The organism is Hymenobacter sp. BT491 (genome assembly GCF_014349165.1).
GTDB lineage: Bacteria > Bacteroidota > Bacteroidia > Cytophagales > Hymenobacteraceae > Hymenobacter > Hymenobacter jejuensis.
This window is the reverse complement of record NZ_JACSJJ010000002.1, coordinates 22823-36224: the sequence shown is the minus strand read 5'-3', so window position 1 is coordinate 36224 and position 13402 is coordinate 22823. Positions and strand designations below refer to the sequence as shown.

Genomic DNA, 13402 nt, shown 5'->3' with positions numbered 1-13402 from the left:
GAACAAATTAGCTGCTGCAATCTGCATTGCGCACCCAGACAATGTGCATTCGCAGCTTCAATACTTACGAAAATACGTCGTTTTTCAGTTGTGGGTGTCCCTCATCCCCTTGGTTCAGCACCGCGGCCGACTGCTGGCCGATGTGTGGCGGGGCGCTTAGCGCAGGCATGACAGGCCAGGCGTTGCTTCGGAAAGCCACCGTGCGCAAGCCCGAATACGGAAACGCAGCGCATGGCGGCAGCAACATGTGCTGCGCTGACTTTGCGGTTAGGGCCTCTCCTACCGTGCGCACGGCGCCCGCCGGCACAGCCCGTTGCTCCAGAGCCAAAAGCAGTTCTGCGCCATTCACCTCCCGGATTCTTTCCTGCAACAATTCTTCCAACTCGTTTCGATAAGTTACTCGTAATGAGTTAGTTGCAAAACGCAAGTCTGTAGCCCACGAGGGGCGGCCGAGCGCGGCACACAACTGCTGAAACTGCCGATCGGAGCCAATTGCCAGCACCAACCGACGGCCATCAGCGGCTTGATAAACCGTTCCGTAGGGCACGATGCTCGGGTGCCCCGACCCCATCGGCTGCGGATCGTGGCCGGTCACGAGCCAGCCGGTGCCTTGGTTAGCCAGCGAAGCCAAAGCGCTATCCAGCAACGAAACCTGCACCAAAGCGCCCTGCCCCGTGCGTGCGCGCCGGTACAGCGCCGTAAGCAGGCCTTCTTTCAGTTGATGGGCAGTGAGCAGATCGACCATGGCCACGGGCATTTTGAGGGGCGCTTGCCCCGGCAACGCATTAAGGTGCATAAAGCCGGCTTCGGCTTGCAAGACGGCATCATAACCGGCGCGGTGAACCTCGGGACCGTAGCCTGTGATGTGGCCGTAGATGAGTTGGGGGTTCAGATTGGCAAGCGTCTCGTAATCAACGCATAACTTCTCGGCGTCGCCGGGTTTATAGCTGGCCAGCACCACGTCGGCGCGGGCAATCAAGGTGTGTATTGCCGCACGGCCTTCCGCAGTGGTCAGGTCCAGCGCTACGGATTGCTTGCCCCAATTGGAACTGGAGAAATAGGCCGAAACATCGGTATCGGCGGGTTCGGCGCTGGTTTTCCAGCTGCGCGTAACGTCGCCCCCCTGAGCCGCGTGTTCGATTTTCAGAACCGTAGCGCCCAACTCGGCAAAAAATTGTCCCACTTGGGGGCCAGCCAAGACACTGGCCAACTCTATAATCACTAACCCCTTGAAAGGCAGCTCATTAGCCGTGGGCGAAACTTGAGCGGAAACGATCGGAGTCATCAAATTAGAGCAAATAGGGCGAAGGCGGTAAGTTGGGCAGAATCGTGAGGAATCCCATAAATCCTATCTTCGGACATGACGAACGCAATTCAAACCGGCTTGCTCGCCTACGGAATGTCGGGCAGATTATTTCAGGCGCCTTTTGTGGCGGCGCACCCTGGCTTTCAGTTGAGAGCCGTCACCGAGCGCCACCAGAAGAAAGCGCAACACGATTATCCTGAGATTATCAGTTACACCAGCGTAGAGGAATTATTACAAGATCCTGAAATAGAGCTTATTATCGTCAACACTCCCAGCTACACGCACTTCGACTTTGCGATGCAGGCTTTGCGGGCAGGCAAGCACGTGCTGGTCGAGAAGCCTCTCACTGCCTCCCTGGCCGAAACCCAGGCGCTGTACCAATTGAGCCGGGAGGTGGGCAAGCAGGTATTTCCCTACCAAAACCGGCGGTGGGACAGCGACTTCCTGGCGGTGAAGCAAATCATTGAAAGCGGGCAACTGGGCCGCCTATTCGAAGTGAATTTCCGCTACGACCGCTACAAATCAACCCTGAATCCTAAGCCATTTAAAGAAGACCCGTTGCCCGGCAGTGGGTTGCCCTACGACCTAGGCCCGCACCTTATCGATCAGGTAATCAGCCTATTTGGCAAGCCGCTGAAAAGTCACAAAGCCGTAGGCATGTACCGCGCCGGAACCCGCATCCAAGATTATTTCTCGATCCGCCTGTTGTACCCCGATCAGCTGCACGTCACGGTTACGTCGGGCTTGCTGGTGGCCCAACCAGTGCCGGCTTTTGTGGTGCACGGCACGCAGGGCAGTTTCCTCAAGCAACGCGCCGACGTACAGGAAGCGCAGCTCGATAAAGCCCTTTCGCCTCTGGCTCCGAGCTACGGCCTGGAAGAGGCCGGTATGGAAGGCCAACTAACGCTGGTGGGCGCCAACGACGCCAAAACAACCACCGCCGTACCGTCAGGCAAAGGCGACTATATGCACTTGTTCGAGGCTGTGTATCAGGCGATTCGCAACAACTCCCCCTACCCCATCACCGAGGAGCACATGCTGTGGCAGAGTGCCTTGCTTGAACAAAAAGCCGATGAGTAGGTGTTAGGAAGAAAGGAAGATCGGGGGGCAGCGCGGTGGGTTTCTCAGACGCCGCCAACCGGCTCGCGTACCTCAACGGTACCACCCGGAATTACCCTATATTTGCTCTAAATCAAGCGGTTTGCTGACCCAGAAACACAAGGTCAGCCCATACTTCACTTATCTAGCTGCACCTTGAAGTTTAACGAATTTAATCTCCACGACGACCTGCTGGCTGGCGTGGATGCGATGAACTACCTGAACGCCACGCCCATTCAGGAGCAGGCGATACCGAAGATTATCGACGGCAAAGACCTCATCGCATGCGCCCAGACCGGCACCGGCAAAACAGCGGCTTATCTGATTCCGCTGCTCGACAAGATATCACACGCCCGGCACGACCACACCAGCACCCTCATCTTAGTGCCGACGCGCGAGCTGGCCAAGCAGATTGATGAGCAGGTAGAAGGATTTGGCTACTTTGTAAATGCCACTAGCACAGCCATTTATGGCGGCGGCAAAAGCGAAGGCTGGGAACAGCAAAAACGCGCCCTCACCACGGGCGCCGACATTATTATTGCCACGCCGGGCCGCCTGATTGCGCACATGCAAATGGGCTATGTGAAGTTCGACAAAATCGACTACTTGGTGTTGGACGAGGCCGATAAGATGCTCGACATGGGCTTCTCGGACGACATCCTGAACATTGTGCGTCAGCTGCCCAAAAAGCGCCAGACGCTGCTGTTTTCGGCCACCATGCCCAACAAGATCCGGGAGTTCTCGCAGCAGATCCTGCAAGACCCCGAAGAGATTCGGTTGGCGGTTTCCAAGCCGGCGGCCGGCATCGACCAGCAACTGTACATGGCGTTTGATCACCAGAAAATTCATGTACTGGAGCATTTGCTCAAAACCCAGGAAGTGCAAAGCATGGTGCTGTTTACGTCGCAGAAAGCGGCGGTGGGCGGCATCGTAAGGGCCATCAACAAGCTGGGCTACGTGGCCAAGGGCATTTCCTCGGACCGCACGCAGGAAGAGCGCGAGGTGATGATGCGCGAGTTTAAAAACAAGCAATTCCCGATTCTGGTGGCTACTGACGTGCTGTCGCGCGGCATCGACATCGACAACCTCACCCATGTGGTGAACTACGATATTCCGCGCGCCGCCGAAGATTACGTACACCGTATCGGCCGCACGGCCCGCGCCGCGACTACTGGCACGGCCATTACGTTCATCTCCGACCAAGACCAGGATCGCGTCATCAAGATCGAAAAGCTCATTGAGCGCGAGCTGGAAAAACGCGCCATTACCGAGGAACTCGGCCTCGGACCGGCACCCGAATTTGACCCAAAGCGCTTCAGCGGCTTGCATGGCAAAGGCCGGGGCACCAACGGCCGCAGTGGCGGTGGCTCGCGTGACGGCCGCCCACGGCGGGAAGGCGACAAGCGACGCGAAGGTGGCGAGCAACGGCGCGACAGCCGCGGCCCCCGCCGCGAAAGCCGCCCGGCCCCGACAGCGGCCGAAAATGGCACCGTAGCCGTAGCGCCCTCTGATGAGCAAGCTGCCCCCGTTTCTGCCGAAGCTCGGCCGCCTCGTGCCCCTCGCCCGCACAACGGTGAGCCACGGCCCGAAGGTGAGCAGGCGGCCCGCCGGCGTAAGCGCGGCGGTCGCAGCCGCGGCCCACGTCCGGAAGGCGCAGCTGGTGCCGAAACCAAGCCAGCGGAAGCTCCAGCAGCTGCACAAGCATCTGAATAGCAGCATTTTCGCAACCCCAGCAACACAAAGCCCCCGCCGTAGCTACGGCGGGGGCTTTGTGTTGCTGGGGCTGTTTTCAGAAATCTATTCCAAAAGGGCCGGTCCGCTCCCCTAACATTGGCGGAACCGGCCCCCGGAACCGAGCGCATCCGACTGGTGCTGCCAGCCGAATACAGCTCAGGTAAAATCATCTTACAACTATCTCATTATCAATTGCATGTGAAGCAATCATCTTCCGAAGCTATTTGTATTGATAATAGCGCACGTAGTCTACCTGCATCTGCTGCGGGAAAGTGGTAGTGGCATCGGGGTTTCCATCGAAGTTGCCCCCAACAGCCACGTTCAGAATGACGAAGAAGGGGTTGTTGAACGGATACGGACTGGCATCGCCGCTCGTGAACGTGTAGTACTGCTGCCCATCAAGGAAGAAGCGCATCTGATCTCGGCTGCGCACCACGCTGAAAATGTGGAAGTTATCAGACAGGTCAGTGGCCAGCGTTTGCGTAGTGCCTTTGAAGCGGTGGTCGGCCGAACTGGTGCCGTAGTGCATAGTGGAAAGCATCTCCCTGGGCTTGCTGCCGCGCAGTTCCATGATGTCGATTTCACCGCATACCGGCCAGTTGTTCTGGTCGATATCCGAGCCCAGCATCCAGATGGCCGGCCATACGCCTTTGCCTTTGGGGACCTTGGCACGTACATCGATGCGGCCGTATTGAAAGCTTTGCTTGCCCTTGGTAACCAGTCTTCCGGAGGTGTAGGCGTTGCCGCCCGACTGCTGCCGATTGGCTTGAATGACCAAGTTGCCGCCCGCCAGAAATACGTTGTCCGGCGAGGTGGTATAATTCTCAAGCTCGTTGTTGCCCCAGCCGCCGCCACCCTGCTCATACGCCCATTTGGTAAGGTCGAGGGTGCCGTCGCCAAACTCGTCGCTCCAGATCAGGTCGGTGTACTGCGCGTAGTCGCGGGCTTCTTGGTTGACGACGGGAACCCCGGGAGTAGGCGCCGGAATGTTTTTGGGCTTGACTTCGGTACAGGAAGCCAGACTTAGAGCCAGCAAAACGCTGACCCTAAGCTGCAGACTACCAGCACCTTGAAAGAGCTGAATATTCATACTATAGTAATTGACAAAGAAAAGCAGCCTGTGCTTAGGGCTTCGGCACCAACTTCATCTGAAACACGGTTCCACCGGGCTTTCCAGCTCGTAGCAGCATGCTCTTGTCGCTGATGTCGATGATGCGGTACGTCAGGTCGGGCGCATCCGTCACGCCGATGAAGGTGCCGGCTTTCTTGAACTCAAACATGGCAAAGCCCTCGCCGGTAGCCGGCCCAAACGTGAACTCCGACGTGCCGGAGCGCTGAGTAGAACAGCCCACGCCACCGGCTACGAAGGTTTCTGCCTTAGCATTGTAGGTGAACACACCCGCACTGGTGAAAGTGTATTCATCGTCAGCTTGGCAAGGAGGCAATCCACCTGCCTTGACTCCATTGAAGTACTCTGAGGGGTTGCCCTCGGTGCCCACCACAATGGGGGCATCCACGGCGTTGTTCAGCATCCAGGTTTTGGAGCCAGAGCCCGTCAGCAGCTGCTTCACAAAGTCAATGTTCTGCGGCAGTACGACGTCCTTCACAGCCGAAAGGCTGGTGCCACCACGGTACGCCGTGATGAGCTGGGCTTTCACGGTGCCGCTCTTTTTATAGATGTGCGTTACCGTTTTGCCCGTTCCTACAGACCCATCACCAAATGACCACTGGTACAGAAAGGCATCGGCGTTGGTGCTGGTAAAAGTAACTTCCGTCGTAAGGCCTACTGGCTTGATGGTGGTCGTGAAATCCGTTTGAGGCACGGCCCCTTCCAGCGTGCCTGAGTCATTCTTTTCGCAGGCAGTAAAAAGCAGCGGACTTGCAAGAAGTAAACAAGCCGCCTTGTTCCATATATTTTTCATTTCAGCTTAGGCTAAATCGTCAGTGAGAAGGAGGCTTAGTAACCGGGGTTCTGCGTCAGGCCGGGGTTGGCATCGAGTTCCGATTGCGGAATCGGCAGCACCAGATTGGTCGCCGTTGGCACCCCGCGCTTGATGCCCAGCGTAGCCAGGTAAGCGGAGTGTTCCGTCATGCGCGGAATCAGCTTGCCCGTGCGCTTGAGATCAAACCACCGGTCGAATTCGAAAGCCAGTTCGTAGAGGCGCTCTTTGAGTACGGCATCCGTGAAGTTGGGCGTAGAGGCCGTCAGGTCGGGCAAGCCAGCGCGACGACGCACCGTGTTGATGGCAGTAAGACCTTCCGGCGTATTGCCAACTGCCTCAGCCAGAATGAGATACATTTCAGCCAGGCGCAGTACCGGTACGTTCAGCGGCGAGTCCCAGATGTTGGTATTGACCTTGCCCACAAACCACTTCTTGCAGCTGAAGCCAAACGGTGAGCCGGGTAAGCTTGCCGGCTCTACCCAGTTGTCGGGGCCTTTATCACCAGGCGCCCAGATGGTTACGGCTTTGCGCGTATCGCCGGGCTCATAGCCGGCCACGAAGTCGGGCTCCGGGATGTTGAAGCCGTAGCCGCCGCCCGCAGGCGTGAGGCCAGAGCCGCGCGGGCCGAAGAACTCGTTCATGGAAGACCCGACGCTGTTGCGGTCGTAGCCGTTTTTGCCATTGACGAACTGCACTTCAAACAGCGATTCTTTGCCGTTGTCATTCTCTACTTTGAAGTTGTCGCCGTAGTTGGCCCACAGGCTTTTGCCCGAGCCCGTAATGACTTCGCGAGCCCGCTGGGCGGCTTCGGTTTTCTTTCCTTCGGTGATGTACACCTTGGCCAACAAACCGGTAGCTGCCCACTTGGTAGCCCGGCCCAAATCGGCCCCGCTGTATGAACCTGGCAGATTGCCAATGGCGTCGGTCAGGTCCTTCTCAATTTGGGAATATACCTGCGCAACAGGCGTACGAGGAATATTCACAGCCTCTGGGCTGGTAGGCGGCGCCGTAAACAACGGCACGTCCCCGAAGGCGCGAACCAAGTCAAAGTAGAATTTGGCGCGCAGAAACTGAGCTTCGCCCAAGCACCGCTTCTGGATAACCGGATCGATATCCGTGATGGCCGGCACTTTCTGCAACACGATGTTGGCGCGCTGAATGCCGATGAAAGAGCCTTGCCAGAGGCGCGTAGCCACGAAGTTGGTCGTCGGGATGTTGTAGTCGTCGAGCTGCGTGTACTCGATGCCGTCACTGCCGCCGCCACCGCCTGTAGTAGACACGTCGGCCATGATGTCCATGCCCCACAGCGCCGCGTTATACTGGCCTTCTTTGGTCAGTTCACTGTACACAGCCAGCGTGGCCTGTACTGCATCGGTCTGGGTCTTGTAAAAGTTGGCGTCCGTTACTTGTTCCGAGGGAGTTTCCGCCAGAAATTTTTCGCCGCAACTGGTCAGCAATCCCAGCGAGAGCAGGAAGGCGCCGGTGGTATATTTTGAAATAGACATTCGTAGGGGAGAATTAAAATTAGAAACCGATGCTTACACCGCCCAGCAGGGTGCGCGACTGCGGATAGATGCCCCGGTCGATGCCTGTGGAGCTCACTTCGGGGTCATAGCCGCTGTATTTGGTCAGCGTCACCAGGTTTTGCGCCGTAACATACAGGCGGAACTGCGTAGCCGACAGACGGCTCATGATGCTCCGGGGCAGTGTGTAGCCGATGGTGATGTTTTTGAGGCGAACGTAAGAGCCGTCTTCAATGAAGTACGTCGACGTCCGCAGGTTCCCGTTCGGGTCGCCGTTGATGGCGCGAGGCACGTCGGTGCTGGTGCCAGGTCCAGTCCAACGGTTCAGCAACCGCGTACCGCCGCTGAAGGAGCCATATAAAGCGCTCTCCGTGAGGTACTTATTCAGGTTGTAGATTTCATTGCCCTGCGAGCCCTGAATGAAGAAGCTCAGATCGAAGCCCTTATACCCTAGGGTATTGGTGATGCCGTACGTGAAGTCGGGGTTAGGATTGCCAATGAACCTGCGGTCGGCCGCCGTGATGACGCCGTCGCCGTTGAGGTCTTTGAAGCGGATGTCGCCAGGAGCGGTACCCGCCTGCTGCTTAGGAGCAGCCGTTACTTCGTCGGCAGTCTGGAACAGGCCGTCGGCCACGAATCCATAGAACGAGTTGAAGGGATAGCCCACATCATAACGAACTATACCATAGCCACTTAGCGTATTAGGACCGTTGTACGGCAAGCCAGCGCCCAGGCTTTCCAGCTTGGTTTTGTAAGCCGATAGGTTCAGCGTGGTCGTCCAGCTCAACGCGTCGCCGGAGCCCTGCACGTTGTGCGAGGTCAGCGAGAAGTCGATGCCGCGGTTGTAAGCCGAAGCTGCATTGCTGTTGATAGACTCGTAGGTACCCGACACGTAAGACACCGGAATCGGAGCAATCAGGTTGGGCGAGCTACGGTTATACAGGTCGATGCTGGCTTCGAAGCGGTTTTGCATGAAGCCCAAGTCCAAGCCAATGTTCGTCTGGTTGTTGGTTTCCCAGCGCAAATTGGGGTTAGCCAACCGGGTTGGGGCACCACCTGTGTTCAGCGTGCCATCCTGGCCCAGCGGGTAGGTGATGCCGAAGTTGATGGCGTAGAGGTAAGCAAAACGCCCGGCGTTCAGCGGGTTACCTACTTTTCCGTAGCCGGCCCGCAGCTTCAGATTGCTAATAGCGGAACTCCCCTTCAGGAAAGGTTCTTCCGAAATGCGCCAACCGGCCGATACACCCGGGAAGAAGCCAAACTTCTCGCCCGGAGGAAATACCGAAGAACCGTCGTAACGAGCGATGGCCTGGAACAGATACTTGCCGGCAAACTCGTAGTTGATACGACCGAAGTAGCTGGCCAAACGCTGAGGCGGGTTAATGGTTCCGCCGTTGGACTGCAACGTGTTGTTGGGGCCCGCGTTGATGGTCTGCAAGTCGTTGCGCAGGTACCCTTGGCGGCTAGCCGATACGTTGCTGTAGTTGAATTCCTGAGCTGATTGACCAAGCAGAAGGGTCACTTGGTGCTTATCAGCGAAGAGATGATCGTAGGTAGCCGTATTCTCGATCAGGTAGGTCGGCGCGTAGCTGGAGTTAGCATTGGCGCTGGCCGTTGAGTAGCGCGAAGTATACGTGCGTTCGGGCGTTACCAATTGAGGTACGGTAGGCCGGAATGAGTTGAAGTTGTCGAAGAACAGGTCAGCCCCCACGTTGGTACGGAAGCGCAGGCCTTTTACGGGCTCCAGCTCAGCGAACAGCGTAGTGATGGCCCGGTTGAGGTTGTAGCGCTGATTGTTTAGGGTAGCGGTTGCCAGTGGGTTCTCCTCGATAAAGTTATCGTACGCCGCGTTGGTATCGTAGAAATTACCATCGGGACGATAAGCGGGCACAATGGCCGGAATGCGCAGCAGTTGCTGCAAGGTGCCGTATTCGCCGTCGTTGGTGGTAACCTGCCGGTCCGATGAGTGCGTGAGCTGAATGCTGGTACCCATCTTGAACACCTTGTTCAACTGCGCATCGCCGTTCGCACGCAGAGTGAAGCGCTCGTAGTTGGAGCCTAGAATGGTGCCGTCCTGCTGAAAATAGGTGCCAGAAATTGCGAAGCGCGCGCTCTCGCTGCCACCCGTGGCCGAAAGCGAATAGTTCTGCACTTTGGCCCGACGAAACATAACATCCTGCCAGTCAGTACCTTCGCCCAACGCTGCCGGGTTGCGTAGCTTATCCAGCACGATGGGCAGGCCGCCCGCAATGCGGCTTTCGTTGTTGATGACGGCGTACTCCTGTGCATTCAGCAAATCCAGCTTACGTATTACCGTGTTCACACCACGGTAGGCATCCAGATTGATGTTCGTCTTGCCGGCTTTGCCCCGCTTCGTAGTGATAATCACCACGCCGTTGGCGGCCCGTACCCCGTAAATAGCGGTGGCCGAGGCATCTTTCAGCACATCAATCGACTCAATGTCGTTCGGGCTGATTGCGTTCAGCTGGCTTTCGCTGCTTTGCGCCATTGGAAAGCCATCGATAATGTAAAGCGGCTGGTTGTTGCCGTTGGAGGTTATACCGCGCACCCGCACCGACGTGCCGGCAGCGCCACCCGGCGCTCCGCCGTTGGAGGTAATAGTTACGCCCGAAACCTTGCCCTGCATCGCTTGGGTTACGTCAGCAACCGGCTGACGCTTAAGCTCTTGCCCGCTTATGGAAGAAATCGCACCCGTTACGCTGCCGCGCTCCTGGGTACCGTAGCCTACGACTACCACTTCGTTCAGCGCCTGCGTGTCTTCGGCCAGTACTACGTTGAAATCGGTGGTAGCGCCGGTTACGGGCACTTCTTTCCGCATGAAGCCTACATAGCTGAAAATCAGCGTGCTGCCTTCCGGGGCTGAAAGAGTAAACCGTCCGTTGGCATCGGTAGACGCGCCTTGGGTCGTGCCCTTTACCACGATGGTCACGCCGGGGAGCGCTTCGCCGTTGGTCTGGGTAACGCGGCCCGAAACCGTCACATCGGCTAGGGTCGGCCGCTCAACAAGTGGCACTAATGGGAGCCGAGGTGCCCCCACAACGGGTGCCACCGCAACTGGCAACCCACAGGCGGCCAGCCAGATGGCTCGTCGAGTCAGGAGATGTTTGTAGGAATTTTGCATCATATAAAGAAATGTTAGGGGTGAGGTCACATAAGAAAGCCTGCCTGATGCACTTAGCTAAGCACTGAGAAAGCTAGTTCACCAGCGGAGGACGCAAACGTTTGAAAGTCTTAGCATTCGCTACATGCTTTCCCGTAGCAAATAGCACAAGGCTTAGCACGCAGCATCTGGAAACGTTTGCAGTCTGGTCGAAATAAAAGCGCCGCAGCCAATGTCCTCGCGCGTTCCATATAGCCCGCGTTGTACGCACAGATAATGTGGCTCTGGATGTATGAACCTAGGGAGCAGGAGCACTTCCATTAGTAGATAAGGCACATAAAGTAAACGGTGCAGGGCACCACAGCACGTTGAGAATGCCCAAATATATCCGCGATTGTTTGGGAAATGCAATAGCAAAAATGCCCTTTACAGGTTGCAAAGGGCATTTTACAGTGTTCTTGCGTTCTAGCTTATACGCTTAGTACACACGTGTTTTTCGTCTTTTCCCCGTTGATTGAGCTTAATACTAGGCACTATAACCAAAGGGCAGCAGCTAAAAAACAATCTACAAATCCAGTATTTTTTTACTTCTCAGCTGATTTTTTTTCATTCTACTCACCCATCGTTTCCAATTGAGCTTTAATTAGGTTCTGCTAGTTCCATCGCCATGCTGGTGGCGTCTTCTTCAGTAGCTCCGGTGGCATCGAGCAGAATGCGGGTCCAGTCTTCGTTTTCGTCGAAATCAGGAGCAGTCCGGCGGCGGCGGATGGCTTCTACTACCTTCTGGCTAAAGTTCCAACAAGTGCCTTGCCGCAGCTCCAGCACCCGCGAAAGCTCCTGCGAGGAGTAGCTCCCTTTGTGCGCGTAGATGAGAAACACTGCGTAGAAAGCCTTGATTATAGAAAACTTGCACTTCTGTAATATGGTGTTGGCCGTTGCCGATTCTACGTAGCGACACCGTGTGCAACGGCGAGCATATTCTTCGCGGCCATCGCAGTGTTTTTCGTGGCCACATTTGCGGCACTGATAGCCTTTGGCCCACTTTAAGTCAGCTAAGTAGCGCAGGCACGCTTCTTTATCGGGGTAAATTTGGCTGAACTCGCCAAAATCGACTTCCTTCGATAGCACCCGCGCAGCTTTCACTTGCTGCAAATCGCGTTGCAAATCAGCATTGAGCTTTTCGATGGCGGCCGATTGCAGAGCCAGAAGCCCGTTGGCTTGCAACAGCTCATGGTTTTGGGCGGCAATGGTTTCACTTTGGCGTTGCAACTCCTCGGTACGGCGCACTACCTGAGCCTCCAGCTCCGTATTCAACTGATCCTTAAGGTCTTGGTTCTGACGCAGTTGCTCCATCAGCAACGCTTGCGCGTGGTGCTTCTTCTGCAATTGCTTCACCAAACGGGCCTGCGCTTTGAAAGTAGCTTCTCGAATGGCCTTGATCTTCTCGCCCAGCGCGTACGAAAGCACTGCTACTTCCACCATGAAAGCCGAATACATGCTATACACAGTGAAAGGACCGTTGAAAAAGTTAACCCCTACCCTTCTGGTAACGTGAAACAGCACCCCCAAACAAATCAGAGTATGCGCCGCCACGAAAAACCGTGCAGAGCGCACGCCCTGTTTGTAGACGCGCCACGCTGCCGAATAAATCAGGATGTAGGGCGCTAGGTAAAGCCAGTATAGAAAGGACGTACGCAACACAAGCGTATCGAGCAGTAACACCGCCACAGTACCTGCTGCCACAATCCGTATCCATTTATCGTGGCGAGGCAGGTGTTCGGCGGTGGCCAGAAAGCTGCGCGAATAGAAGCTTAGGGCCACCAACAAAAAGAAGGGCGCACTAGGATTGATGATGCGGTTGAGTCCCGGCAGCCCTGGCCACAGGTATTGAAAGCCCAAGCCGTCGTCGGATAAAAACATGAGGCTGCAACACAGCACATACAGCACGTAGTGCAGGTACGTTCGCTCGCGCATGAAGAGGTACAACCCAAAGTTGTAGACCATCATGATGAGCAGCACGCCGTAGAAACAACCAAACAGAATGTAGTTGTCCTGAGCGTCCTGAGGTAAGTCTTTCTCACTGCGCAACAGTCCCCGAAAGCTGTTTTTGGCGTCGGAGTGCAGGCGTACGTAATAGGTTTGCGTCTGGCCGGGCTGCAGATTCAGGGCAAATAGGAAGTTTTTAAACAGCACCGCCCGGCTCCGGAAAGGCAGGGCCGCTCCCGTCACGAGGCTATCGTAGTTGCCCTGCGGTTTAGTCCGAAAGAAAGCTACGTTTTCAATGTGCGAATCGAACACCTCCCAATACCACCTTTCCTGTGGCGAAGAATCGGTGTTGCGCACCGTCAGCCGGAGCCAGTAAGTGAATTTGGGATTCTGGATGCAGCGGCATTCGTCGTCGAAGCGGCTGAAGCGCGAGCGGAGAGCCGGGCTTGCGACTTCTTGAATAGTAAGCCGATTCGTTGGGTCTTCCAGCACGCTATACATGCCGGGCTGAAAGAAAATCTCCGCGATGTGTCGGTTTACGCGTAGGGTATCTTCTCGCGGCGGCGCCTCGGCGGCCATTGCCGGCTGAGCGGCTAGCAGCAACACCCAAAGCAATCTCCACGGCCAAGAACCCAACCAGCCGGCGGCGCTGGTTTTTAGGTAATAATAGTACACCTCTCTCATGGTAGCT

8 protein-coding genes are annotated in these 13402 nt (G+C 56.3%); 2 read left to right on the top strand and 6 right to left on the bottom strand.

Translation table 11 applies throughout. The annotated features are described in order from the left end of the window. Nucleotides 1-64 precede the first annotated feature (64 nt). Complete coding sequence (locus tag H9I52_RS06040; RefSeq protein WP_187453133.1) at nucleotides 65-1285, bottom strand: CaiB/BaiF CoA transferase family protein; 1221 nt, start codon at nucleotides 1283-1285, stop codon at nucleotides 65-67. A gap of 75 nt (nucleotides 1286-1360) precedes the next feature. Between H9I52_RS06040 and H9I52_RS06035 the strand changes: the two genes are divergently transcribed. Then, nucleotides 1361-2386, top strand: coding sequence for a Gfo/Idh/MocA family oxidoreductase (locus H9I52_RS06035; protein ID WP_187453132.1), 1026 nt, complete (start codon nucleotides 1361-1363; stop codon nucleotides 2384-2386). Nucleotides 2387-2614: 228 nt separating this feature from the next. Then, entirely contained in the window at nucleotides 2615-4117 is a 1503-nt protein-coding gene (locus H9I52_RS06030) for a DEAD/DEAH box helicase (RefSeq protein WP_187453952.1), read from the top strand. Nucleotides 4118-4358: 241 nt separating this feature from the next. Here H9I52_RS06030 and H9I52_RS06025 read toward each other — a convergent pair whose 3' ends face one another. From H9I52_RS06025 to H9I52_RS06005, 5 genes are all read right to left on the bottom strand, one after another. Beyond that, complete coding sequence (locus H9I52_RS06025) at nucleotides 4359-5228, bottom strand: family 16 glycosylhydrolase (RefSeq protein WP_187453131.1); 870 nt, start codon at nucleotides 5226-5228, stop codon at nucleotides 4359-4361. A 34-nt stretch (nucleotides 5229-5262) separates the two neighbouring features. Beyond that, on the bottom strand, nucleotides 5263-6060 hold the full coding sequence (locus tag H9I52_RS06020; protein ID WP_187453130.1) for a PKD domain-containing protein: 798 nt from the start codon (nucleotides 6058-6060) through the stop codon (nucleotides 5263-5265). A gap of 35 nt (nucleotides 6061-6095) precedes the next feature. After that, nucleotides 6096-7586, bottom strand: a complete 1491-nt coding sequence (locus tag H9I52_RS06015) for a RagB/SusD family nutrient uptake outer membrane protein (protein WP_187453129.1) — start codon at nucleotides 7584-7586, stop codon at nucleotides 6096-6098. A 19-nt stretch (nucleotides 7587-7605) separates the two neighbouring features. Continuing rightward, on the bottom strand, nucleotides 7606-10749 hold the full coding sequence (locus tag H9I52_RS06010) for a SusC/RagA family TonB-linked outer membrane protein (RefSeq protein WP_187453128.1): 3144 nt from the start codon (nucleotides 10747-10749) through the stop codon (nucleotides 7606-7608). Between the two features lie 615 nt (nucleotides 10750-11364). Next, nucleotides 11365-13395 (bottom strand): 7TM diverse intracellular signaling domain-containing protein, encoded by a 2031-nt coding sequence (locus H9I52_RS06005; protein WP_187453127.1) that lies wholly within the window; start codon nucleotides 13393-13395, stop codon nucleotides 11365-11367. Nucleotides 13396-13402: the final 7 nt, after the last annotated feature.